Genomic DNA, 23,964 nt, shown 5'->3' on the forward strand with positions numbered 1-23,964 from the left:
CATCTAAAAAAGCGTCCACAGATTCCTTTCGGTTTCCATGAACGCTCATTCTTATTTAATTAGTGTTTCTTTTTTCTCATAAATGCAAGGGCTCCTGTACCAGTCGCACCAATGCCGAGAAGCATAAACCACAGCCACAGATTGGTGTTATCCCCAGTCTTTGGTGAATCACTGACAGGTTTTCCACCTTCCGGTGTCTTTTCTGCCGGTTTTTTCTCATCCACCATAGTTACATGCTGTACTTCACAGGTATCCTTTACTTCGAATTCCACATCTTTTGCAACCAGATAGCCATCCGGTGCCGTTTCTTCACGGAGAGTGTATTTTCCGATCGGAAGCATTTCGATGTAATGTGCTTTCTCTGTACTGGTCCAGCTTTCCACAACTTTTCCATCCTGATCAAGGATTGTGAGTTTCGCTCCCGGAAGTTCTTTTCCGGCGATATCCTGTTTGGAGATTTTCACCTTCGTTACATCATCCTTCATCTCAACTTTCTGCACATCGGCAGTATCTTTGATCGTGAACTTTACGCTTTCAGCTGTCACGTAACCATCAGCAGGTTTTGTTTCAACCAGTGTGTATTCTTTTCCGACAGTCAGCTCACGGATCACATGTGCTTCTTTACCGGAAGTCCATTCATCCACGATATTTCCATCAGCATCTACCACTTTCAGCTTACATCCTGGAAGTTCTTTTCCGGTTGTCAGACTGGATTTGGTAAATTCAACGACGGTTGGCTGATTATCAAAGGTAAAATCATAAGTGACTGTCGGCTGATCTTCACCTGCATACTCAAAGGTAAATTCCTTTACTTCATCGTTGGTTACGAATCCGTCCGGTGCATAGAGCTCTTTTACATAGTAAGTTGCTCCTATTGGAAGATCTGCAACAAATGTGATCTTTCCTTCTTCATCCGTAGATTTCAGCTCAATGATCTCATCGGCTTCGATCAGGACTTTACCTGTTGTCTCAGACTTAATGTCTTCTTTGGCAAATAATCCAAAGATAGCGCCTTCCAATGTACGGTCAGAATCTTTTTCTTTCTTAAGTACATTGACTTCTACTCTCTGGCGGTTGTTCTGCCAGTCTTTGTCATAGACTACAACTGGTGTATTCTGATCCACGTAAGTCAGATCTACATGACGGATCTCACCATCCAGTACATGACCGTAAGCAGTTCCTGTTTCCTTCACATAGTATTTACCAAGTGGAAGATTTTCCAGTTTTGCAATACCGGTTTCATCTGTCTTGATCGTTGCGATCAGTTCATCCTTTTTATAGTAATCGTCACTGACGCCATCGGTAGCCTTAATGTCTTCCTCAGCATAGACTTCAAACGTAACATCTGTCAGTTTTCCGGTTACATAGTTGAAAATGTGTTCCACCACACCTTTGACCTTATCGGCCAGCGTAACAGAATCCAGAAATTCTCCCTTTTTGTTGATGATGAGTTCACCAACCGGTACCTCGTCCTTCATTTCCACTTTCTGAACCTCTCCGGTATCTTTGACTGTGAATGTCACATCATTGGCTACCAGATAACCATGCGGTGCAAACTCTTCATGTAGGGTATAAGTCTCACCCACTTTCAGATATTTGATCACATGCGGTGCATCTTTGGAAGATGTCCAGCTATCTACTACATTTCCATCTTTATCCGTTACTTTCAGATAAGCTCCATCCAGTTCTACACCGGTTATTGCATCTGATTTTGTGATCTCAACAGTTGTCGGCTGGTTCTTCTTTACGGATTTTAATGTTACTGTCTGTACATCCTGCCCCTGATAAGAAGCATCAAATCTCAGTACTTCATCCGAAGATACGAATCCATCTGGTGCTTTCAGTTCTTTTACATAATAGCTTCCAAGTGGAAGATCCAGTGTACATGCTGCCTGACCTTTTTCATCAGAAGTCATTTCCTGTAAAAGAGTATCTGCTTTGACGATCACTTTTCCATCTTTCGTCTGAATGTCTTTTGCATTGTAAATACCGAACACTGCTCCGGCTACTGTATTGCCTGTCTCAGCATCCTGTTTTTCGACCGTAATCGACACTTTCTGTCGTTCATCTGTGACAGAGATTTCTTTCTCGATCACTGCGGTATCCTGATCTGCATAAGCAAATTCGACATTTTCCGGCACCGTATTTAACACATAAGTGTCCGGTGCATTCTTCTCTTTGACATAGTATCTGCCAAGTGGAAGATTCTTTACAGTTGCATAACCATCTGTATCCGTTGTAACGGTTGCCACCAGTGCATCCTTTGCAAAGTACAAAGTTCTCTGTCCATCTGCATCTACCTGATGATCGGCAGTATAGATATCCTCTGCCGCATAGACTTCAAATTCAGCACCTGCAAGTCCAGCCATTTCATACTGGAAGTCCTTATCAAATCCCTTTAACACTTCACCCTGTTTATAGATCTTTAACTGACCTTTGACCGGGGCATTGGTATATTCCACATCAATGACTGCGTCTCCTGTGACAGGATCGGTCAGATAAGCAGTATCTGTATCAACTGCAACTGTCACATAGTTTTTGGATATTGTGTACCCATCGGGTGCCGTCACTTCCTCAATCCGGTAGTTGCCAGGTTTCAGATTCTTTGGCAGTACCAGGTATCCTTCCTCATTTGTGAAATAGGATTTGTGTACCGTTGGCTTCGGATAGGATGTTGTCTGTTCCACATATTTCTGGTTATCCAGGTCATATACCTTGAATTCTGTATTTGCCAGGAGTACAGATTTCTGTGTTTCTGCATCCTTTTTGATGATCTTTAATTTTGCTTTGAATTCTTTATCCAGAAGCACTCGCCATGTCTGCGGTGTATCCGGATGATTCTCTGTGATCTTCACTATAAAATCATCAACCGGTGCATAGTTGTGTTTGCTTGTGGTTTCTCTTACCACATAAGTTCCATATGGAAGCGGAATCGATCTTGCATATCCTTTTTCATCGGTAAACATTTCTGCCTGGCCATCTGCAGTCAGTACAACTGGTCTGGCTGAGTCAAAATCATAACTTCCATCTGCTTTTACTTTCAGATCACTGACAAGCCATGCTGAAAAACCAACTCCCTGCAGAAGATCTGCATCGGTCTTCCCGTTGTTTGCTGCCTTGATGATCTGAAATGGCTGTTTGATGACAGTTTCTTTACATACAGAAGTTCTTTCTACTGTCGGAACAGTAGCACCTTCGTAAGTACAGTCCACCTCATGTTCTGTCGGATCCAGTACGTATCCCACCGGAGCACTAAGCTCTTTCAGATAATACTTTCCAAGATAGAGATCCGATACAGAAGCTTCGCCATTCTTATCCGTTGTCAGGGATGTGATCAGGCTGTCTTTCTTATGGATCGTTCCGGTTCTTCCATCCGGATGAACAATATCTTCCCTTGCATAAAGGCCATATACTGCACCTTCCAGCGTTGCATCACCCTGTGCTGCATTCCCTGTCTCAGCATCCTGTTTTGCAATGTTGATCTTTGCATTTACACGTTTGTCTGTTACATTTTTGGTCGTTGTCTTTCCGATAGCAAGAGTCACATTATAAGACTTTGTATCGATCTGATACCCTGTTGGAACAGAGATTTCTTTCAGATAAACAACTTCCTGTGTTTTCTCCATTGTGAGCTGTGAAGCACCATTCTGATCAGTTGCAGGCATCTCTGCGATCAGCTTTGTATATGCAGCATCGGAATAGATCCCGTACACTGCACCAGCCAGTGCATTTCCTGTATCCTGATCTTTCTTTACAATGGATACTTTGCATTCTTTTGTCCAGGTTACTTTAAAATCCACATATTTCTCATTTCCGACACCTTCACCGAAAACAAGAGCCAGGTCCTGTGTTCCGGATCCTGTTACAATCTTGTAAGCAGAGTATTCTTTATCAATGCTTCCCTTCATCCGAGAAGAAAATGTAGCACTGACGCTCTCTGCCTGATCAAGTGGTGCTGTCAGATAAAACTGTGTACCTCCACTGATTTCTACACTTGCTCCTGCAGCACTTGTTTTACCGGTTGTCACATTTACAAGCTTTACACCGCTTGGCAACTTAAATGTGATTGTCTGCAGTTTATCTGCTTTGAATGTGATCACGCTTGTTCGCTGGCTGTTTCCTTCCACATAAGCCTTTACATTAGATTCGGAAAAGCTCATATCTACAGACGGAATGTCCGGCATATTTACACAATAATTGTAAAGTTCCATTGCCAGGTTCTTTCCTGTTGCATTGGTTCCGGATGCCCAGTCACTGGATCCATTTGCATAAGCTGCTGCAAGATGGGTAATGATGAATCTCTTTCCTGCCGGAAAATCCGGATGTTTCTCATCGAAGAAACCATTCTCATCACTTGCTTTTGTTCCGTAATAGCAGACCTTTGCAAGTGTCTTTCCATCGGTAAGTTTCTGGATCGTATAAGTTCCATTTCCCGGTCCTTTTTTCGATGGTTCAACACAGTATGCTGTCGCATTGATGCTTCCCCATTTCACATAATATGGACAAGTCAGATAAGAACCTAATCCATAGTCTGCGTAATAGTACCAGGAGCCGGCTGTAACTGTGACTGATTTTGTTCCTGTTTCACCGGAAGCAAGCATCATTGGCATATCAAAAGTAATACTTTCGCCTGCTTCAAGATCTGCAAGAGCAACTTCCTGGTCAACAGCTTCCTGCATAACCTCTGAGAGTGTGATCCCTGTTTCCGGATCAACGGTCTCCTGATCCTCCGTTGCTTCGATCTCTGCATCAAATTCTTTTTCTGTCAGTTCTGTTTTGCTCTCCGTGTCAGCAGCATCAGTTTCCTCTGTAGACGAGTCAGCCTCAGAATCCTCTGTTTCTGTCTTATCGGAAGAACCAGCATCCTGATCAGAAGAACTTTCTGACTGCGAATCTTTCTGTTGATCCGCTTCTTTTACCACGATCTTTCGATTGATCTGGTAGGTTGGGTGATCCGTTGTCTGTGGTTCTACATAATAGACTGCCTTATAGGAATTGGCATAATCGGTAGAAAAGTCATTTCCATCCGTATCTTTTGCTTCCTGAAATGTAACTTTTACTTTGCTGTCATCCTGGATCGTAAGACCGGTATAATCACTCTTTACATCGAAATTGTCTCCAACCTTGATCTCATAATCCTTTGCAGTTACCACTTCATCTTCATCCAACTGATCCTTGATCTCCTCATAATACGGAATCTTTTTTACAGATCCGGCATCATCAGAAGCATAGGCAACAGCGGGAGAGAGTACCGTCGATAGAACCGTTACTGCAGTCAGTAAACCGGACATCACCCTGCGTGCTTTCTTTTTCACGTTCATTCTCTTAAATCCTTCCTTTCTGATTTTTTTGTGTATGGTTATCTGTTCGTGTCTGCGTATTATCTTTTATACGAAGATGATCGCCTCCTTTCATGAAATTTGCGCTATTTGGGACAGTCAGCACAAGCTGAGATAACAGCACAAATATATGGCGGTACCTGTTTGTCACAAATACCGCCACATGATTTCTACTGTCATCCTCTTTTCAGATTCAGACATTTTATTTTGATTTAAGATTTAAGCGTTTTCCTGTTTTCTTTCCCGGATCCGTTCCTATATCAGTTTCCATCTCTGATACGTTTTCTTCTGGCAGACACGCAGCTTTTCGCTCTATGCATGTTCAAACCGAATATCACTCCGGGCAGGCTATTCATTTTTCAAGGTACATGAAGGTGTTCTATGCAAACCCTTCATATAACGAAACGCTCAGAGCCTGTTTTACAGTGGTCTAATTCAATTTTTTAAAATTCTTCGTTTTCCGCCTTTTTTTTCATCGTTTTTAATGCCCTGTTCAGGAGGTCATTTACACTCTGCTGTTTGATTCCCAGATAATCTGCAACATCCTGCTGACGCATTTCCTCGAAATAAACCAGATTGAGTACCGTCTTTTGTCTCTCTGTTAACTCTTTGATCAAAGCGTTTAGAATTTCTCTGTCGATAACATCGTCAACAAAATCTTTTGAAGATCCTCTCATAATCTCCGCATCATCTGTAACATCGCTGTTAGAAAACACACCATGATTGGTGCTGATTTTGCTCTGGCTGTATGCCATACGGTCTTCAGCCTCCATCAGCAGACGGATATACCAGTTTTCATTATCAAAGAACTCTTTATTGAATTCCTTGTTATCGCCAGTTACACTCACATATTCATAGTCATCACAACTATGAAGCGGAAATACGGTTGATTGATTTCCTGCTGTATAAAGTACATATCCGTGATCATAAACAGAGATTGTTGTATCTGCATTGATCATTTCCTTTACTACAACTTTGTGTTCCTTCAAGGATTTCACGCTTGGGATTCTCTTCTCCACATCAGCAACTTTCACGATTTTTTTCAGTTCTTTTAATGTCAACATAAAGACCACCTTTCTGCCTTTCGGCTCCGGGTGGTCCATTCCATCTTTTATGAAATTTCTGCACAGACATAAAGAACTGCAGTACAAGAGGTCACGAACTCACCCGTTTTTTTTGAACGGGAGTCCGCGACTCCTTTGTAACGCATGTATCTGCGTTTAGATTAAGTTTGCCAGATTGCCTGGCTTATTCAGTTGATATGTGCATCTTCTGATTCATTCTCTGTTTGCTCTTTGCGAAACATGGAATAATCGCCCATAGCATCGTAAGGACAATGCCTTACAAATTCCTGGTATTCGATTTCAGTCATCTTTGCTTCCTCCTTTGTGTCATATTATCAAAATCTCTCTCTGCAATTATTTTTGCAGAAGAGAATTCAACCTCTATATAACGAAACGCTGAGAGCCTGTTTTACAGTGGGGTACGACAAAAAATTTAAAAATTTTTTGAAACACATCAAAAAAGCCCGACAAAACAAATACTTCAACAATCTCCAAAACCAGAAAATACTTCTGATCTTGCAGTGTATCCGTAAATGTTTTGCCGGGCTCTTAGTGATTCCAGTCAGGTTCAGCTCCTTGACAAACTCTTGCTATCTGGTGCGTTCTTGATGGTTCCTGCCAAATCCAACACTTACTACAGACAGCTCATTCTATTCTGTTATGATCCCTGATTCATCATCTTTCGGGAATACGTCCGCATCCTGGACTTTAATTGTTCATCTCGGATGTGGATCGGACGAACCGACACCATATCATCCTTTACAAATATCTCCAATGTACTGCGACATTTTTTGCACTCCACTTCTGAATCGCTTTGTGCGCTCTTTTCAATAAATGCTCCACATACAGAGCAGTGTACATGCCATTTAATAGCACCTGATCCCATATAGGCTTCCTCCTTTAAGCAATAAGATATTCTCCATTTATTACTCAACGGACCAAAGGGAAATCAAATCCGCCTTATGAGCATCATGCCATCCATTCCGTAAGTGCCAAAGCTACACGAACAGCACGATTTCTATTCTGATCAGATCTGCTTTGTCGATCTGTGCATCCTTTTTTATCCTTTCACCAGCTACCACTCACTCTTTCCGGTATAAAAAATTCCGCTGTGATTAATTAACATGATATTTCAATAGTTTCAAATACATCACCAGTCAGATCACAGATGTCCTGGATCTGGATCTCGGTATCATCAATCCGTAAGTGGACTGATGGATCAAAAAATTCTACGGTTCCAGATAATGTATGGTACTGACCAATTAATGGATTCTTCCATGACTTTTGAAAATAAGTTGCCTGTATCTTCATTCCATATGCCAGGATTCTTAATTTCATATCCAGCTCATTTTTCTTTTCCTCAGATAAATCTCTTTTCGGTTCATAAATGATTTCCTGTTGCCGGATTGTTTCATCCAATCCACGAAGTGCCGCAAATGGAGCAAACTGTTTTGCTCTGCGTCCTACATCCATGGGATGTCTCCTGGAAACCGGTCTTGGTAAATATAAATACGGTTGATATGCACTTGCTAGCACTTTTTGCACCTCCTCTAAGCACGGTGACCACCTATTTGCTCGTTGCGTTCTCTATAAGTAGAACACTCTAGCAGGTTGGATCCCCGCATGATCGCATTCTTTCCATAACGCTGCTTTACATTCAATACTGCTTCCTGTAAATGCCGTTCCTTATCGGTCTGTTTGGGATCATCAAACAGGCTGTACTGCACATAATTTTCAGAAGCAACCCTGTTCGCACACACCTCGATTCTTCGGATTCCGGTATATCTGTCTGCAATCCTGCGATATAAATCTTCCACTGCATCTATGATCTTTTTGGAACTGTTACTTTCTCTTTCGAGTTTTACGGTTCCTTTGGATGCCTCATGCTCATACCTGTGGTCATAGGCAATCCATAAGGTGAGAGAGTTTGTTACCAGTCCTTTTTCAAACAGATCCAGGACCAGATTGTCTGTCATTTCCCTTACGATCACAAGTGCTTCGTCAAAAGAATAATTTCGCATCAGCACCTGGCCATTCGATAGGCTGTGCTCTTCTGAATGATAGTTCTTGATGTCACTCATCCGGCATGTTTCATAACCCCATGCATGATCGATCAACAGCTCTGCATCAATCCCAAACATCTTATACAGCCAGTCTTCGGATCTTAAAGAAGCCATTGCGATATCGCCCATCGTATGGATCCCGTAACCAGCCAGTTTCTTTTCAGTCCGGGATCCAATCCTCCAGAAGTCACTTAATGGTTTATGATCCCATAGCTGCTCTCTGTAAGAGAATTCATTCAGGATTCCAATATGGTCATCCACATGCTTTGCTACGATATCCATTGCGATCTTAGCAAGATACAGATTGGTTCCCACACCTGCAGTTGCAGTGATGCCAGTTTCCTCCATGACTGCCTGCATAAGCTTTACCGCCATTTCTTTTGCAGTGAGATGATAAAGCTGCAGATAGTTTGTCACATCAATAAAACATTCATCGACACTGTACACATGGATATCTTCTTTTGAGACATACCGCAGATAGATTCCATAGATCTTTGCGGAATAATCCATGTACAGCTGCATCCTCGGCATGGCTGTAATGTACTTCACACAATCCGGTATCTCATGGATCCGGCACCGGTTCTTGATGCCAAGAGACTTCATAGCCGGAGTGATTGCCAGGCAGATTGTTGACTTTGATCTGGTCGGATCTGCAACCACCAGGTTTGTTTTAAATGGATTCAGCCCACGTTCTACGCATTCTACAGAAGCATAAAAGGACTTCAGATCAATACAGATAATAGAAGTCTGATCCTGACTCACATTGCCACCTCCCATACGTCTTTCCTCTTTTTGTAACATGTATCCCATTTTGACTATCAATGATTGTCTATCCTTCCTGTTTTCATTGAATTACAGGAAATTCATTTCACATATTCATTGACAAAAGAGGAAATATTGTGTATCTTATAGGAAAGATGTTTCCCTTATCTGTGATTCACATTATAGGAGAGATATTTCCCTTTGTCAAGATTAATTTTTAATTTTTAGGAGACACATTTCCCGTTTTGCCTTGAGGCGGCTAATGAAACTTATAAGACAAGGCTTAGAAAGAGGTATGTTTATGACATTCGGTGAAAAAGTAAGATCATTAAGAAAAGAAAGAAAAATGAGCCAGCAGGAACTGGCCAGCATGGTTGGTGTTTCATATAGGACCATTCGATCCTGGGAAGTAGAAGGACGTTTTCCAAAACAAAATGTTCTGTATCAGAAACTGGCAGATGCATTACAGTGTGACGTTTCTTATCTCATGAGTGAGAATGAAGCTTTTATCACAGAAGCATCCGAACAGTTTGGTAACCGTGGTGCCAGACAGGCTCAGCAGATTCTGGAACAGGCTGCAGCTATGTTTGCCGGTGGATCACTGACAGACGAAGATAAAATAGCTTTTATGGATGAGATCCAGAGCCTTTATCTGGATTCCAAAAGACGTGCAAAGAAATTTACACCGAAAAAATATCTGAAAAACCAAGAGGAAAAATAATAGAAGGCGGGATTATTGTACACCTAATCTGTTACCTTATAGTTACAAGGATATTTCTGCCCTTTTTATTTTTTACTTTTGAGGTGATTTATTTGAGAAACACTTACATATATACAGAAACAAAGAAATTAATCAAGAAATATGGAACCCGAGATCCATTTGAGATCATGGATCAGATGAACATTGTGGTCGGTGAAACTTCCAGATATAAGACACTGAAAGGATACTGTTTTATGAGCTGTAAGACAATCTATGTCATGATCAGCAGTTTCCTTTCAGAAGAAGAAAAGATGATCGTTGCCGCCCATGAATTAGGGCATATCATCCTGCATCGTTCCCAGCTGAAAATGGCTCCAATGCAAGATGATACCCTCTACAATATGACGGATAATACAGAATACCAGGCCAATCTGTTTGCTGCCGATCTTCTGATTGATGATGAGGAGATCGAAGATATGGTTCAAAACGAAGACCTGGATTATTTCGGACTCTGCAGCTCTTTGAATGCGACTCCGGAACTCATGAGCTTTAAACTATACAGCCTGACAAAACGAGGCCAGGCTTATCATATGCCGATGGAGATACAGAGTAATTTCCTGGCGAAATAATAGCGGATAAGATTATTCTACAATAGAAAAACTATAGATTTATCTCACTGAAAGGAGGATCATTTATGTCAAGACATCATATAGAAAAGGTAACTTGTCCTTCCTGCCATCATGAGGGAGATTTTGAGCTCTGGGACAGTATTAATACCGCACTGGATCCTGAAATGAAAGAGAAGGTACTTAATCAATCTATTTTCCTTTATACTTGCCCGAACTGTGGAGAGACCTTCCGTTTAAACTACCCTACACTCTATCACCAGATGGAAGATCTTATCATGATTTATCTGGTTTCTGAATCAGAAGTAAAGAAGACATATGAAATATTTTATGAAAAAAATGCTTTGGCTGATTATCGTACCGAAAAGTACTTATACCGGATTGTGACATCAGCAAATCAGCTCGTTGAAAAGATCCAGATCTTTGATGCAGGTAAAGATGACAGGGTAATGGAACTTGTTAAATTACTTGCGACAGATTCTATTCTCAAAAATGATCCCGATATAGAATTTGATGAACTGCGCTTTGCTGTCGACGACGACGGAACAAATATTCTTGTAATCATTAATAAGGGTGAGATTACTGGTGCAGTTGACATTGACAATATGTATGAATTTGCTTCTTCACACTGCAATGATTTCAAGGATCTCCGCGATGATGATGAAATAGTTATCAATAGGGAGTGGATCCTTAACAAACTTGCCGAAGCAGAAAACGAATAGTATATTTGGTGGCTACACCCCCCAAGCCCCTGTAGAATAAATAACGCCAGTACTGGATATCAAAAATCCCGCACCGGCGTTATTTATTAAAATATTTTGTTTTTTAATCTTCAACACTCTCTACTGAAACTTCTTTTTTCTTCCTACTTTTACCAGAAATCATCTTGTGTCCTGTATAAATAGCCATAATCATGCAAAGCAAAGAACTTGCTGCAAAGTACTTATGGCCTTCTTTTGATCCCTTATAACCTGTATAAAAAGTTCCAAGCATTGTAATCAGTGCACCGATAGACCAATATTTATGTGATTTCATTCAGATGCCTCCTGCCGTTTTTCTTAATCATATACCTTTTAAAAGATATATACAAACTGGTATTTTGAATCAATCGACAAGCAGCTCGGATCTTCCACTATAAATTCATACCTTCAGCAAATAGGATATGGCAATAAAAATATATCCGGAGATTTCTCTTCCTACTGGATGCAGTCATCCTTAAAGATTTCACCAGTAGAACAAGTTGAACTTTTGAAAAATTTATATCGAAACAACTTCAACTTTACTCCTGCTAATATTCATGCCGTCAAAAATTCCATCCATCTTACCGCCTCTGAAAATGGAGAATTTATGGAAAAACCGGAACCGGACGAGTGAACGGGCAGGATATAAATGGCTGGTTTATAGGTTTTATAGAAAGCCAAAATAATACATACTTTTTCTCCACAAATATTCAAAGCGAACAACGTGCAACTGGTAGTAAAGCATATGATGGTGCTTTATCTACTCGTATTGATTCGTCACATAAATATAAGCATCTTCCAACGTTGCAGGAATTGACATACACTCCAATTCTGGCTGTATTTCAGAAATCACTCTTAACTGCAATCCCCCCTCAACATACTGTTTAGATGTAATACGATACTTCTGTTCCACTTCTCTTGCTTTTCTCTCATCAGGTACTTTGCAAATCCAGATTTTCCCCTGTGCTTCTTCTGTCAAATTCTTCATAGAACCCGCATACAGAAATCGACCTTTATGCATAATTGCAAGCTGATTGCAGGTGGCAGCTAAGTCTTCTACCACATGAGTTGAAAACAAAACCGTTCTGTTTTCAGAAAAATCTACTAACAAATTGCGGATGCGAATACGTTCCTCCGGATCTAAACCGGTAGTTGGCTCATCCACAATTAAAAATTCCGGTTCATTTAAAAGCGCCTGCACCAATCCTACCCGTCGCTTCATACCGCCTGATAACTGCTTCATTTTCTTCTTACGATGTTCTATAAGACTGGTCTTTTTCAAATAATAATCTATCCGCTTTCTACATTCTGCTTTCGGAACACCTGCCAGATCTCCCATATACTCCAAACACTCCTGAACCGTCAAATTAGGATACAGTTCAATTTCCTGTGGTAAATACCCTATCTTTCTTTGGATTTTTTCATAGTTTCCTTCGCTATACAAAATTCCGTCTAATGCAACCATTCCGTTTGTAGGTTTAAGCACAGTGGTCAAAACTCTCATCAAAGTTGTCTTTCCCGCTCCATTTTCTCCCAATAGTCCAAATATCCCATTTGGTATATCTAAATCTGCATGGTCGATTGCTGTGACACTATTCTTAAATCTTACCGTTAAATCCTCAATATGAATACTCATAAATTTACCCTCTCTTTCTTACGATCTTCGGCAATGCCAGTAACAAAATCAGTCCGATACAAATACACAAGCCTTTCCCATACAGCCATGTAATATCGGCAGTATTTTCTATATCTCTAAAAGAATAAGAAAACAGATTCCATGCTCCAAAAAGTTTATCTCCACCTGTGGAATTTGTTGCTACCCATATCAAAAGACTGCTACCAATTCCCATCCACATATTGCGAAAAAGCATAGACAATGTATTAGCCAATATTCCCCAAAAGAAAATAGTTACTACAATCGCCCCAAAACAGGTAATAAACTGAAGTATTTCACTTTCTGTTACTGGATGTGTAATTGGTTTCTGAAACGCAAAAAACAATCCATATCCAAGAACAGCGAGCAGCAGCAAAAAAGTTCCCTGTATCATCAGTCTCTGTATAATAGAATAGATTCTCTTTTTTATCTGATACAGTCTCTGAACTTCGGAACGGTTGCTTGTAATTTCCTGCACATAAGTATCTGCACAAAAAACAGCAGTCAATATCGCAAAAGGCGGCTCTATGGATAGTCCTATTTCATACGTGAAAACAACTGCACGAATCACACTTAAAATTACAACAAAGGATACTGCATAAGCAATTTTATAAAATGGCAGAACAATCTTCATTTCCTTCTTCATTTATATTCGCCTCCGCTTCCAAATCTGTATCGAAATCAGTATAATTACTACCGATACAATAATAAGAAAACTTTGATTTAAGAGCGCCATCGGGGGCGGTGTCGTATCAAAAAGCTGCCCCGGAAATCGTACCATGATTGCCAAAGGTTTGCCCCAATATCCGTAAACTCCCTCTGCATTAGTTCCGCCCAAATTGGAATACACCATATAAAGAATCAAAAGTGGTACACCCGGAAGTGGATTTTTAAATATGAGTGAAATCAATGTATATATACTCACAATCATCAGCATATTAGGCAATATATAAAGTACCGTAGAAGCCACAAAATCCCATAGTCGCACTTCAAATCCACTATCCTTTGTATAGATGCGGCACAATACCCAAAACAGTATATTCAAAATAGTTAGCACAAGCAAACAAATTGTAAATCCTGCACTCACTTTTCCCATTACATACTTCCCGGCAGTCACAGGCTTTGTATGCAACAATTCATAAGTATGCTTTTTTGTATCTTGTAAAAATAAAACCGCCAACATAATAATTGCAAAAAACACCATATACAGACCCGCAAAATCAGCAAATTTTCTTGCGTAATAAAAAGAAAATGTCTTATCTTCCAATTTTTTATCTAGATATGCGTTGATTTCTTCTGCCGTTCCCTTATAATACGTACTGTCCTCGTATAAATACCTTGCCCCGTACCAGTCATATTCCTGCTCCAAATACGCATAGGCCTCTTTTAAATTCATGCTTTCCAGCTTTTCAATGACATTCTGTGCTTCTGAATCCGTCAATCCAAACACATCCGTTAATTTTATTTTTACCTTTTCATGCCATACCTCTCTGTGTTTTTCAGGCGTGGCTGGAATATAGCCCTCATACACTTCTCCTTCAACCGAAGTGTTGGACTGATCATTGATGATTTCCTCCCCCGTTGTAAGATAATGTGTGGTTAAATATGGACTTGTCGCATTAAACACACCATAAATCACAAGCAGAACACCTACCCAAAATAACGGTCGCTTTAGATAATTCCTAATCTCTCTTTTAAAAATAGCAATCATACGTATTCCTCCTTTCCTTCGTTATAGACATCATAAAATATAAATCACAACAAAAAGACAACAGCATAAAAAAATCGGACCGCTCATGCAATCCGATGAAATACTGCTGTTATTACAGCTCCACTCTGTTTTTCATTTTCTATCAGTAACTGACCACCATGCTTTTCACAATACAATCTGCTGATATACATGCCCATTCCTGAATGTTTCAAACTGTCTTTCACATTTTGCTGATAAAAAAGCTCTGTTGCCTTTTGCTTATCTATTGTAAATCCCACTCCATCATCCTTTATTCTGATCTGTAATTCAGAACAGGTAAGAAACACTTCCATTTCCACTTTTGTCTTGGCGTAACGAAAGGCATTTGACAAAAGGTTTTCTATAACCTCTAAAATCACTTCCTTATCTCCTGAAAATTTTTCTTCTGTTTCCGAACATTCTAATTCATATAGCTTTCCAAATTTTTTCCTAAACACGTTCATCTCTGCCCGTACGTCTATTTCTACCTGTTTACTGGTAATTTCTTCTGCTACTAACTCCCTTGTATCTAAACTGCTCATCTTTCGCATAGTTTCCACAAAGATATCCATACGTTCAATCTGTTTTTTGCTTTCATTTACCATTTCTAAGGCTTGCTCCATATTTATCTCTTTCTTCGGAAGATATTCTGAAAGCATTTCCTGATACCCCTCCAGCACAGAGAGCGGAGAACGTATATCATGTGCAATGGCAGCCCGCAAAGCCTTTTCTTCCTCAAGCATTTTCCATAACTGTTGATTATTCTCTGCCAGCTGTCCTCTCATTCGTTCAAACTCTTTGCACAATCCGCCCATCTCATCTTCATTTTCATAAGTGATATGGAAATCTAAATTATTTCGACCAACTTGTCGGGAAGCCAGTTCTAATTCTTCGATAGGGCATTTCAGTTTATGCTTATAAAAAAGAAATACCGCTATAATACTCCCTGCAACAGATACGATAAGCACTGTAAATGTCTGAAGAAAATCACATATTTCCGATACATGATAATCAAATTCTTTCATTTCATAAGAATGTGGTCTCGGAACATCTGGCAAATACCTTCTACCATCCCCTTCAGCCATTTCAAAATATTCTTCTTGGTCTACATAATTCCACCAAATGTTGTTTTGTACTGTGCTTGCTATTCGCATAATTAGTGCTGAAAGATAAAAACTAATTATTAAACTAATTATCATATACAAAACAATGGTTTTCCTTAACGAAAGATTTTTTATTTTGCCCATTTATATCCCCTCCCCCATACCGTTGCAATATATTCGTGTTCCGAATACATTTTCATTTTCTTGCGGATTCTGCGAATCAACTCCGTAACCACCCGGCTGTCCCCTTCTGCATCATATCCGCCAATCTTCTCATAGATTCGTTCTTTATCAAATACCATTTCAGGGTTCATAGACAAAAATTCTATGATCTCATACTCTAATTTCGTAAGCTCTAAAGCATTCCCTTTAATATGTACACATTTACTGGCATAGTCAATCACTAATTCTCCATAAAACCTTTGTTCTTTTTTCCTATGTAAACGTTCTTCACGTTTCAAATGGGCAATAATTCTAGCATCTAATTCTTTCAAACTGAATGGTTTTAAAACATAATCATCACCACCAGACAACAATCCCATTACTCGATCCTGTTCTTCTACTTTTGCAGTCAAAAAAATAATCGGACAGGAAACCATATCTCTGATTCTTCTGCACACTTCAATTCCGTCCATTCCCGGCATATTTACGTCCAATAAAATAATATCGGGATTTGCACTTATCTTTTCCATTGCTTCTATGCCATTTTCTGCAATCATTACCGTATAATTCTTCAATGTAAAGTATTGATTCAGCATTTTTAGCAATGCTCTATCATCATCAACCATTAAAATTTTATAGTTCATAAATTTCACCTCTGGCTCTAATGTTATCTTTTCCTTATAGTATAGCTTATAAAAAACAACAAATAAACAACAATTCCTAAAAGGCAACAGCCTTTCTAAACTGCCGCCTTTTCTCCTTCATTTTATTTCCATTATTGATAAACCATCTCTGTATCCACAATCTCCCTTGCACACGATTATATATTGTTCATTCTCGCTACCCATTCCATCTGATTTTCTGCCTTTAACTGTTCCGTGATCCCCTGTGCCTGTTTCATCTGCTCTACAATTTAACTAATTTTTATATCTAATTTTGGATTATTCGCATAACCACTATACTTTCAAGCATTTTGGAGTATAGAAAACCATTCATTTTACCACTAATTTACCACGATTGAATGAGCCTTGATATGACTATAAAATAACACCCAAAAGACATCATTACACCTAAATGGTGTCTTTTTAAAAAGCAGTCAATCATAAGACTAACTGCTTTGTATGTAGGGATATAAAATTGTAAAACTAAGATTGCATTTCAGATATGGATTTGAAACCCCTCATAGCTGAATATACCATTCCCTTGTTTTAATTTCCCTTCATTTGACAAGTTGTGAAAAGCTGTCTCTATCTTGTCAATTATAGTAACTGGAATAGATAAATGATGATGTCCTGGCAAAATTCGACTTATCTTTAAAGATTGAATTTTTCTAACAGACTTCCAAAATTCTTGTGGGTTTGTTGATGGATAAAAAGCATCAAGGCAACCGCTATATATCAAATCGCCGGAATACAGATATTTTCTATCCGCTTCATAGAAACAACAATGTCCGGGAGAATGACCGGGCGTGTGAATAACTACCAACTTTCTGTTCCCTAAGTCAATACAATCTTCATCATGTAAAATCATTTGCGGAACCCCTTGAAAAATCTGATATTTCTCTACCTTAAAATCCGAGGGGAAATCACATGGATTGCACATAATATTGTTTTTTACCACTTGCAAAGGTATAGGGAATTTGACCGATAGCCATTCTTTTTCTGCTTCATGAACTGCAATAGACCGAAAATATTTATGTCCACCGATATGATCCCAATGAACATGAGTAGTGATTACTGTAACGGGCAGTTTCGTCAATCCATCAATAACCTCTCTGATGTTGGAAACACCTAAACCTGTATCAATCAGAATGGCTCTTTTTGTCCCACACAATAGATAACAATGTGTTTCTTCCCAGTGTTTGTATTCGCTGATGACGAATGTATCTTGGTCTATTTGTTCGACGGTAAACCAACTGTCCATATACTATTCTCACTCCCTAAAAATTTTAATTTGTCGCTTTCTTCATACCCATATTATAACAGTTCCATATATCCGCCACAATAAAAATCAGCATACCCTTTGAATATTTTCTGCATTGAACATACACACTTTTTCTTTCTTCCTCTTGATTACCCACCACAGAAAAGAAAAAGCCCTGTCAAGAGCCTTGCCACCAATGGTGGTGCTTTGCACTCTTTACTGGGCTTTTTGTTTGCTGTATCTTCCATTCAAGAGGAAATTAAAGACCTCTGTTCCATTTCGCCTTTAGATAATCTTCATAATCTCCCTCGTTAAAGTCTACTTGTGGAGAAGTATTAGGAATGTTTTTTCTGTTATCTACATCTGCAAGTTGACGGAATATCCAGTCATCATAAGGGTTGTGATATTTATACTCTTTCGGTTGTTCTCTGTATCGGTCTAAACCTCGCATTTCCTTATGTACTTTCATCATGCGTTCTATTTTTTGACGCTGTATCAACTGTTTGATTTCCATAAGTTCTTCCACTTCTACAACCTCATTAGAAAGATAATTGCTGATGTACCTAATCAATATGGTTTCCATGTAAAATTTGTATTCGTTTTCATCATCGAAAAATTCATTTTCAGACAGATAATCTAAGGAAACATTGAAGTCCTGTTCCCGTTTAATAATATCCATAATATATGGCTCGGTATGGTCGATATACTTCCATTCTCCCGACAATAATTCATTGGGCGTTACACCCAGCACGTCCATTATCTTCTCTAATGTATCAAAGGTAGGATAATTCACACCACGTTCAATCTTGGAAAGGCTCTGCATATTGATACCGATTTTGTCCGCAAGTTCCTGTTGTTTCATTCCTCTGTGTTTTCTTATGGTCTGTATGTTTTCTCCTAAGAAACTGATTTTCTTTTCATAATGCTCCATAACTTAGTATAACCGCTCCTTTCGTTGCTTCTCTTGGCATTTATAAGCATATCATACTTAATATATATCCAAAAGTCAACAAAAACTTCTTGACAAGTAATTCTAATGGCGTTATTATCGTATCAGATGGAGTGATTAAGCACGCTAGGGTCAATCACACGCTTGAGTAAGCATAGAGAAGATATATTTTCACTTTGATAGCATGAATAAGCATGGACTGTCAGACCGAAAATAGTGGTTTCCAAAAGGGGCTGGCTGGACGGGGCACGTCCCCCAGACGTGTTCGGACAGACAGTTCCTTTTGGAAAGGGAACGCCTTTAGGCGTTCGTAAAGGGCGTATATGTAACACCGCCCTGCGCATACATGTCATAGTACCTAGAAACTGTGATAAATAAAGGAAAAAACACGATTTTTACTCCGCAAAAAAACGGGAAGTACGAAAGGAGAAATGCACTATAACTACACACAAAAATTTATCCGTTAAGATTGATTACATCAGCATTGTATTTGATACTGCAACCACTGAAGATGTAATCATGCACATTTTAGGTTTACCGACTGATATTTTCAATGTCTATCCGGCAAGCATTAAATACAAAACCTATCAAGCACGCTGGCAGATTGGAGATATTTATGTATCGGGGGACGCAAGAAAAACAGAGGATAACCCACAAGGGTTAGGCTGTTATCTTGTTATGACTGGCAGAGGGTGTGATGATATTTTCCGTATTCTCGACAGTAGGAATTATACCTTTGGGGATATGTTCCGACGCTGTGAGCGAAGATACGGACGGGATAATTTCCATTTCACAAGACTTGATATTGCCATTGATGATAAGAACGAAAAACCATTTTTTACCATAGAGCAGATAAAGAAGAAATGCGAAAAAGAGGAATTTATCTCGAATAGTGAGGGCTACCACTTTGATGAAAGTAAGTTTGATGATTTCGACACCGCAAAGACTGTTTATATCGGTGCTGGAAAATCGGGATTGTCCTACCGCTTTTATGATAAGGATAAGGAAGTCTGTTCAAAACATAATAAGACACTTGATGAAGTCGGCAGTTGGAAACGGACAGAAATGCAACTGCGTGATGATAAGGCTCATGCTTTTGCCATGACATTCAAGGAAAGACCGCTGGAACTTGGAGAACTGGCTTTCGGTCTATTGGCAAACAACCTACGCTTTGTCGTACCAAACAGAAACGAAAGCAATAAGAGCAGGTGGAAAACTTGTCGGTTTTGGGAACGCTTTTTAGGGGCTGTGGAAGTCTTAAAACTGCAAGTACCAAAACAGCAAAATTCCCTTGAGGAAACACAGCAATGGCTCACAGAGGGTGGCGTGATTTCCGCTGTCAAAAGTTTTTACTTCTTGGAAGAACATGACGCATTAGGTGGACTGGAAAAAGTGGGAACTATGCTTGATAAGGCAAGATACAGCAATTCCCTTTCCAGTAAATTAACCGCCCATTTACAGAGGATAAACCGTACCGACCTTATCCCTTATATCCAGTATGACACGAAACATGGGAAAGGGGGTATCTGATGAATAACAACGATATTCCCGTATGGGAAAAATACACCCTTACCATTGAAGAAGCGTCAAAGTATTTCCGTATCGGAGAAAACAAGTTAAGACGATTGGCAGAGGAAAACAAGGACGCTGGCTGGCTCATTATGAATGGCAACCGCATACAGATTAAACGCCGACAGTTTGAACAGGTTATCGACAAATTGGACGCAATCTAATGCAAATGAGCCTTGTATGTGTTATGATGAACACAAGTCATATCAAGGCTCTTTCCAACAAGGAAAGGAGCAGACACCATGAAAGAAAAAAGACGGGATAACAAAGGTCGTATCCTGCATACTGGAGAGAGCCAACGAACAGACGGAAAATACTTATATAAATATGTAGACGCATTTGGAAACACAAAATATGTGTATGCTTGGAGATTGACACCAACAGACCCGACACCAAAGGGAAAGCGGGAAAAACCCTCACTTCGAGAACTGGAACAGCAGATAAGACGGGATATTGAGGACGGTATCGACAGCACAGGCAAGAAAATGACGCTTTGCCAACTTTATGCCAAACAGAACGCACAGAGGGCAAATGTGAAGAAAAGCACACAGAAACAACGGGAACAACTCATGCGGTTATTGAAAGAGGACAAGTTAGGTGCTAGGAGCATTGATACAATCAAACCCTCTGACGCTAAAGAATGGGCGTTACGCATGAAAGACAAAGGCTTTTCCTACAATACCATTAACAATCATAAACGCTCATTAAAAGCGTCATTCTATATCGCCATACAAGACGATTGTGTAAGGAAAAATCCCTTTGATTTCAAGTTAAGTGAAGTCCTAGAAAATGATACCAAAGAGAAAGTCGCATTGACAGAGGAACAGGAACAAGCCTTACTCTCATTTATCAAGACGGACAATGTGTATCACAAGCATTATGATGATGTGCTGATATTATTAAAAACAGGACTTCGTATCTCGGAACTGTGCGGACTGACAGTAGCCGATATTGATTTCAAGAATGAAGTTGTGATAATTGACCACCAGTTACTAAAGAGCAAGGAACAAGGCTATTACATTGAAACGCCTAAAACAAAGAGCGGAATAAGGCAAGTGCCATTAAGCAGAGAAACAATACAGGCATTTCAACGAGTTATGAAGAAACGCCCAAAGGCAGAACCATTTGTGATAGACGGACAGAGCAATTTCTTATTTGTCAATCATAAAGGCAAGCCCAAAGTTGCGATTGATTACAACGCCTTATTTGTCCGTATGGTAAAGAAATATAACAAGCACCACAAGGACAATCCCTTGCCACATATCACACCGCATACGCTACGCCATACATTCTGCACAAGACTGGCAAGCAAGAACATGAACCCAAAAGATTTACAGTATATCATGGGACATTCAAACATTAGTATCACAATGAACTGGTACGCTCATGCGTCCATAGATACCGCAAAATCAGAGGTTCAGCGTCTAATCGCATAGAAGTATTTACCACGATTTTAACCACGATTGACAGGGAAAATATAAGAAAATAGACCTAGATATGCGAGGTTTACCACAAAAGCAAAATGCCCGTAGAGCCGATAAAATAAGGCTTTGCGGACATTTAGGAAGATATAAAAAGATAGTCAAAAAGACATATATAATTTCTTTCAAACCTTAAATACTTATAGTCATCTGTATCCAAACAAACAAGCCGAAGTCGCACAACAACTTGAAAATCTTATCAACGGAACAACAGTCCCAGATAGTAGCCAACTGGCAGATGTAGCCAATAAAAAGAAAAATCTCTGAAAAACCTTATCAAGGCTTTCCAGAGATGTAGTAACTATTCATATTCAATGGATCTCTTTTTAAATTTACCAGGAAGTCTTTTGTAAATCCTTTACCTCTTTTGATTCGTAATCATACTGGTACATATCTAAAATTTCAGCATCCATCATACTCCATGATCCATCTGTACTTTTTATATTTTTATAATACACATATGTCAGCTATGGTTTTGCGTATAAGCTCTTCAAATTCAGTAATTTCTTCTTTTGGGACAACATCATACAGGGTTGGTGCCTGATGACTTAATTTTACTCCATTTTCATTTGCATCTTTAAGCAGATTCTTAACTTTTTCTCTTGAATTCTCCGGTACTTTCATGTACTTCCACATAAATGCTACCACATCAGATGGTGTGTCTTTTTTTAGTGGTGGTAACTGAATATAATCATTGTTTTCACTCATTTTCATATTCTCCTCACGATATAATAAAATCAATAATACGTTCTCTTGTCATGTCCAGTACAGTATCTACGAACACTCCTGCAAAAAGGATCAGATACAGAATAACACTCAGCGAAAACAGGAATGCAACCTGTACCCAATCATGGTAACAGTATGCAGTCGCTATGATCAATAAAGTGAATATAAACCCAAGGATTCCTCTGACAACCGCATAAGTCTGTACTGTCATTTTTACTGCCAAGCCGATCACAAAAAGGATCAGCCATACCGGCAGTAATAATATCTTCCCAACAAGTTTTAAAATAAACATGTGCACCTCCTATCTTACCAGTCCTGGCATATCATGGTTCACCTCTGCCTGATAATACCCGTTCATCGTTGACGGTGCATTAAACAAAGCTGCTAATAAATATTTCTTGATGTTCTTCACCTTTGTGGTGTTACCACTCATACAGTGTAATACATACTCGATATGTGAATAGGTCAGCATCAGAAATTTTTTCTTCACCAGTGATGCCGGATACCAGTTGCTGGCAATCAAGATCTTGTCATTTTTACACATCACAGTCTCTACGATCAGGTTCACGATTTCATCTACCTGCCGCATATCGTCATGATGGGTTACTTCCAGTGATTCATAATCAATGGTCTCTTTGACAAGGTTTTCATAAGCCTGATAATCCTCAGAGCGATTATCGCTATCAAATCTTTTCTCATCCACAGATATGATAGGATTAGATTTATTATCATTCATTTCAGTATCACTAAGATTAGTATTATTAGGGTTTGAAATGTAAACTTCTTGAAGTTTGTTTTCGGGACTTCTAGAAGTTTGATTTTGGGACTTCATGAAGTTTGAATTGTAAACTTCTGCGGGTTCCTCATTTTCCACAGAAGTTTGTTTTTTAAACTTCTTTAATTCCTCTTCAAATTTTTTCTCATCTGTTTTCTCAGGCATAAAGGTTTTCACGTAGATGACGTTCACCTTTCCAAATCCCTGTCTGCGTTTCTCAATCAGGCCAATCCCTGTTTCGTCATCCAGTTCTCTCATGGATTTGATGGCTTTATTTCTGCCACAGTTCAGTAATTCCATAATATCTTCGATGGAAAAGTAGATATATGCTCTATTTTTGTCGTCAAACCACTGATTCTTGATGGAAAGAGACATTCGATCCAACATCAGTCCATATAAAATTTTAGCATCGCTTGATAAATCTTTAAAGTAACTGTCTGTAAATAATGCTTTTGGTATGCGGTAGAAGCTGAACTGATCAGCTTCAGTACCGTAAAAATAATTAAATGTCATTTTTTTCTCCATATTTTCCTCCTTTCATTTTCTGCTAAGAAGTCCTCTTTTTAAACTTCTTTGACTTTGTTTTCTTAGCTTTTTCT

22 protein-coding genes and 3 pseudogenes are annotated in these 23,964 nt (G+C 39.3%); 8 read left to right on the forward strand and 17 right to left on the reverse strand.

Translation table 11 applies throughout. The annotated features are described in order from the left end of the window. Positions 1 to 59: 59 nt before the first annotated feature. The 5 genes from DW183_RS03540 to DW183_RS03560 all read right to left on the reverse strand — a co-directional run bounded on the left by DW183_RS03540 (position 60) and on the right by DW183_RS03560 (position 9,243). Complete coding sequence (locus DW183_RS03540) at positions 60 to 5,321, reverse strand: SpaA isopeptide-forming pilin-related protein (protein ID WP_118280644.1); 5,262 nt, start codon at positions 5,319 to 5,321, stop codon at positions 60 to 62. A gap of 461 nt (positions 5,322 to 5,782) precedes the next feature. Then, positions 5,783 to 6,442 carry a sigma-70 family RNA polymerase sigma factor gene (locus DW183_RS03545; protein WP_033126083.1) on the reverse strand — a complete coding sequence of 220 codons (660 nt, stop codon included), beginning with the start codon at positions 6,440 to 6,442 and terminating at the stop codon, positions 5,783 to 5,785. Positions 6,443 to 7,061: 619 nt separating this feature from the next. Next, complete coding sequence (locus DW183_RS03550) at positions 7,062 to 7,289, reverse strand: hypothetical protein (protein WP_005334838.1); 228 nt, start codon at positions 7,287 to 7,289, stop codon at positions 7,062 to 7,064. Between the two features lie 233 nt (positions 7,290 to 7,522). Beyond that, entirely contained in the window at positions 7,523 to 7,876 is a 354-nt protein-coding gene (locus tag DW183_RS03555; RefSeq protein WP_003864619.1) for a hypothetical protein, read from the reverse strand. 77 nt (positions 7,877 to 7,953) lie between these two features. Continuing rightward, positions 7,954 to 9,243 (reverse strand): Y-family DNA polymerase, encoded by a 1,290-nt coding sequence (locus tag DW183_RS03560; RefSeq protein ID WP_330416275.1) that lies wholly within the window; start codon positions 9,241 to 9,243, stop codon positions 7,954 to 7,956. A gap of 247 nt (positions 9,244 to 9,490) precedes the next feature. Between DW183_RS03560 and DW183_RS03565 the strand changes: the two genes are divergently transcribed. The 3 genes from DW183_RS03565 to DW183_RS03575 all read left to right on the forward strand — a co-directional run bounded on the left by DW183_RS03565 (position 9,491) and on the right by DW183_RS03575 (position 11,276). Next, positions 9,491 to 9,949, forward strand: a complete 459-nt coding sequence (locus DW183_RS03565; RefSeq protein WP_118177927.1) for a helix-turn-helix domain-containing protein — start codon at positions 9,491 to 9,493, stop codon at positions 9,947 to 9,949. Between the two features lie 176 nt (positions 9,950 to 10,125). Next, the gene (locus tag DW183_RS03570) at positions 10,126 to 10,557 is read left to right on the forward strand and encodes an ImmA/IrrE family metallo-endopeptidase (RefSeq protein WP_227061086.1); all 432 of its coding nucleotides are present in this window, start codon (positions 10,126 to 10,128) and stop codon (positions 10,555 to 10,557) included. 65 nt (positions 10,558 to 10,622) lie between these two features. Continuing rightward, on the forward strand, positions 10,623 to 11,276 hold the full coding sequence (locus DW183_RS03575; RefSeq protein ID WP_118177928.1) for a CpXC domain-containing protein: 654 nt from the start codon (positions 10,623 to 10,625) through the stop codon (positions 11,274 to 11,276). 103 nt (positions 11,277 to 11,379) lie between these two features. Here DW183_RS03575 and DW183_RS03580 read toward each other — a convergent pair whose 3' ends face one another. Next, positions 11,380 to 11,589: a DUF6219 family protein gene (locus tag DW183_RS03580; protein ID WP_008392833.1), complete on the reverse strand. Its 210-nt coding sequence runs from the start codon at positions 11,587 to 11,589 to the stop codon at positions 11,380 to 11,382. Positions 11,590 to 11,688: 99 nt separating this feature from the next. On the opposite strand from DW183_RS03580, the gene DW183_RS12920 reads away from it, so the two are divergent. Continuing rightward, positions 11,689 to 11,928, forward strand: coding sequence for a penicillin-binding transpeptidase domain-containing protein (locus DW183_RS12920; RefSeq protein ID WP_333491578.1), 240 nt, complete (start codon positions 11,689 to 11,691; stop codon positions 11,926 to 11,928). Continuing rightward, positions 11,925 to 11,978, forward strand: a pseudogene (locus DW183_RS12925) (hypothetical protein); the annotation flags it as partial. The gene DW183_RS12920 and the pseudogene DW183_RS12925, both read left to right, overlap by 4 nt. A gap of 76 nt (positions 11,979 to 12,054) precedes the next feature. Here the strand turns inward: DW183_RS12925 and DW183_RS03590 are convergent. From DW183_RS03590 to DW183_RS03630, 8 genes and pseudogenes are all read right to left on the reverse strand, one after another. Continuing rightward, positions 12,055 to 12,930 carry an ABC transporter ATP-binding protein gene (locus DW183_RS03590; protein WP_118177929.1) on the reverse strand — a complete coding sequence of 292 codons (876 nt, stop codon included), beginning with the start codon at positions 12,928 to 12,930 and terminating at the stop codon, positions 12,055 to 12,057. A gap of 4 nt (positions 12,931 to 12,934) precedes the next feature. After that, on the reverse strand, positions 12,935 to 13,594 hold the full coding sequence (locus tag DW183_RS03595; protein ID WP_015521696.1) for a hypothetical protein: 660 nt from the start codon (positions 13,592 to 13,594) through the stop codon (positions 12,935 to 12,937). Next, positions 13,595 to 14,659 (reverse strand): ABC transporter permease, encoded by a 1,065-nt coding sequence (locus tag DW183_RS03600; RefSeq protein ID WP_022037030.1) that lies wholly within the window; start codon positions 14,657 to 14,659, stop codon positions 13,595 to 13,597. A gap of 83 nt (positions 14,660 to 14,742) precedes the next feature. Further along, positions 14,743 to 15,924 (reverse strand): HAMP domain-containing sensor histidine kinase, encoded by a 1,182-nt coding sequence (locus tag DW183_RS03605; protein ID WP_025580964.1) that lies wholly within the window; start codon positions 15,922 to 15,924, stop codon positions 14,743 to 14,745. Beyond that, on the reverse strand, positions 15,912 to 16,586 hold the full coding sequence (locus DW183_RS03610) for a response regulator transcription factor (protein ID WP_118177930.1): 675 nt from the start codon (positions 16,584 to 16,586) through the stop codon (positions 15,912 to 15,914). Before DW183_RS03610 ends, DW183_RS03605 begins: the two co-directional genes overlap by 13 nt. A 176-nt stretch (positions 16,587 to 16,762) precedes the next feature. Continuing rightward, positions 16,763 to 16,855 (reverse strand): annotated as a pseudogene (locus tag DW183_RS03615) (TnpV protein); the annotation flags it as partial. 245 nt (positions 16,856 to 17,100) lie between these two features. Further along, positions 17,101 to 17,865, reverse strand: a complete 765-nt coding sequence (locus DW183_RS03620; protein ID WP_008687118.1) for an MBL fold metallo-hydrolase — start codon at positions 17,863 to 17,865, stop codon at positions 17,101 to 17,103. Positions 17,866 to 18,124: 259 nt separating this feature from the next. After that, positions 18,125 to 18,796 carry a helix-turn-helix domain-containing protein gene (locus DW183_RS03630; protein ID WP_009587591.1) on the reverse strand — a complete coding sequence of 224 codons (672 nt, stop codon included), beginning with the start codon at positions 18,794 to 18,796 and terminating at the stop codon, positions 18,125 to 18,127. A gap of 486 nt (positions 18,797 to 19,282) precedes the next feature. Between DW183_RS03630 and DW183_RS03635 the strand changes: the two genes are divergently transcribed. The 3 genes from DW183_RS03635 to DW183_RS03645 all read left to right on the forward strand — a co-directional run bounded on the left by DW183_RS03635 (position 19,283) and on the right by DW183_RS03645 (position 21,819). After that, a complete protein-coding gene (locus DW183_RS03635; RefSeq protein WP_283204979.1) occupies positions 19,283 to 20,344 on the forward strand; it encodes a replication initiation factor domain-containing protein in 1,062 nt (353 codons plus the stop codon). Continuing rightward, positions 20,344 to 20,547 (forward strand): excisionase, encoded by a 204-nt coding sequence (locus tag DW183_RS03640; protein ID WP_002607397.1) that lies wholly within the window; start codon positions 20,344 to 20,346, stop codon positions 20,545 to 20,547. The genes DW183_RS03635 and DW183_RS03640 overlap by 1 nt, the downstream gene beginning before the upstream one ends. A gap of 78 nt (positions 20,548 to 20,625) precedes the next feature. Further along, positions 20,626 to 21,819 carry a site-specific integrase gene (locus DW183_RS03645; protein ID WP_009587548.1) on the forward strand — a complete coding sequence of 398 codons (1,194 nt, stop codon included), beginning with the start codon at positions 20,626 to 20,628 and terminating at the stop codon, positions 21,817 to 21,819. Positions 21,820 to 22,323: 504 nt separating this feature from the next. On the opposite strand, the pseudogene DW183_RS03655 reads toward DW183_RS03645, so the two are convergent. The 3 genes and pseudogenes from DW183_RS03655 to DW183_RS03665 all read right to left on the reverse strand — a co-directional run. After that, positions 22,324 to 22,578, reverse strand: a pseudogene (locus tag DW183_RS03655) (hypothetical protein); the annotation flags it as partial. A gap of 7 nt (positions 22,579 to 22,585) precedes the next feature. After that, the gene (locus tag DW183_RS03660; protein ID WP_005349852.1) at positions 22,586 to 22,882 is read right to left on the reverse strand and encodes a hypothetical protein; all 297 of its coding nucleotides are present in this window, start codon (positions 22,880 to 22,882) and stop codon (positions 22,586 to 22,588) included. A gap of 9 nt (positions 22,883 to 22,891) precedes the next feature. Next, positions 22,892 to 23,890 carry a DUF6017 domain-containing protein gene (locus DW183_RS03665; protein ID WP_055163279.1) on the reverse strand — a complete coding sequence of 333 codons (999 nt, stop codon included), beginning with the start codon at positions 23,888 to 23,890 and terminating at the stop codon, positions 22,892 to 22,894. Positions 23,891 to 23,964: the final 74 nt, after the last annotated feature.

Origin of the sequence: Roseburia sp. AM16-25, from assembly GCF_003473825.1 — a bacterium.
In the GTDB taxonomy this organism is placed as follows: domain Bacteria; phylum Bacillota; class Clostridia; order Lachnospirales; family Lachnospiraceae; genus Pararoseburia; species Pararoseburia lenta.

Excerpts from the sequence above, each read along its gene's own strand:
- DW183_RS03660 (WP_005349852.1), bottom strand. The coding sequence starts at position 22,882 with ATGTTTATTTTAAAACTTGTTGGGAAGATATTATTACTGCCGGTATGG.
- DW183_RS03605 (WP_025580964.1), bottom strand. The coding sequence starts at position 15,924 with ATGGGCAAAATAAAAAATCTTTCGTTAAGGAAAACCATTGTTTTGTAT.
- DW183_RS03575 (WP_118177928.1), top strand. The coding sequence starts at position 10,623 with ATGTCAAGACATCATATAGAAAAGGTAACTTGTCCTTCCTGCCATCAT.
- DW183_RS03550 (WP_005334838.1), bottom strand. The coding sequence starts at position 7,289 with ATGGGATCAGGTGCTATTAAATGGCATGTACACTGCTCTGTATGTGGA.
- DW183_RS03590 (WP_118177929.1), bottom strand. The coding sequence starts at position 12,930 with ATGAGTATTCATATTGAGGATTTAACGGTAAGATTTAAGAATAGTGTC.
- DW183_RS03665 (WP_055163279.1), bottom strand. The coding sequence starts at position 23,890 with ATGGAGAAAAAAATGACATTTAATTATTTTTACGGTACTGAAGCTGAT.
- DW183_RS03640 (WP_002607397.1), top strand. The coding sequence starts at position 20,344 with ATGAATAACAACGATATTCCCGTATGGGAAAAATACACCCTTACCATT.
- DW183_RS03540 (WP_118280644.1), bottom strand. The coding sequence starts at position 5,321 with ATGAACGTGAAAAAGAAAGCACGCAGGGTGATGTCCGGTTTACTGACT.
- DW183_RS03580 (WP_008392833.1), bottom strand. The coding sequence starts at position 11,589 with ATGAAATCACATAAATATTGGTCTATCGGTGCACTGATTACAATGCTT.
- DW183_RS03630 (WP_009587591.1), bottom strand. The coding sequence starts at position 18,796 with ATGGAGCATTATGAAAAGAAAATCAGTTTCTTAGGAGAAAACATACAG.
- DW183_RS03610 (WP_118177930.1), bottom strand. The coding sequence starts at position 16,586 with ATGAACTATAAAATTTTAATGGTTGATGATGATAGAGCATTGCTAAAA.
- DW183_RS03595 (WP_015521696.1), bottom strand. The coding sequence starts at position 13,594 with ATGAAGAAGGAAATGAAGATTGTTCTGCCATTTTATAAAATTGCTTAT.
- DW183_RS03565 (WP_118177927.1), top strand. The coding sequence starts at position 9,491 with ATGAAACTTATAAGACAAGGCTTAGAAAGAGGTATGTTTATGACATTC.
- DW183_RS03620 (WP_008687118.1), bottom strand. The coding sequence starts at position 17,865 with ATGGACAGTTGGTTTACCGTCGAACAAATAGACCAAGATACATTCGTC.
- DW183_RS03645 (WP_009587548.1), top strand. The coding sequence starts at position 20,626 with ATGAAAGAAAAAAGACGGGATAACAAAGGTCGTATCCTGCATACTGGA.
- DW183_RS03545 (WP_033126083.1), bottom strand. The coding sequence starts at position 6,442 with ATGGACCACCCGGAGCCGAAAGGCAGAAAGGTGGTCTTTATGTTGACA.
- DW183_RS03600 (WP_022037030.1), bottom strand. The coding sequence starts at position 14,659 with ATGATTGCTATTTTTAAAAGAGAGATTAGGAATTATCTAAAGCGACCG.
- DW183_RS03555 (WP_003864619.1), bottom strand. The coding sequence starts at position 7,876 with ATGGATGTAGGACGCAGAGCAAAACAGTTTGCTCCATTTGCGGCACTT.
- DW183_RS03560 (WP_330416275.1), bottom strand. The coding sequence starts at position 9,243 with ATGGGAGGTGGCAATGTGAGTCAGGATCAGACTTCTATTATCTGTATT.
- DW183_RS03570 (WP_227061086.1), top strand. The coding sequence starts at position 10,126 with ATGAACATTGTGGTCGGTGAAACTTCCAGATATAAGACACTGAAAGGA.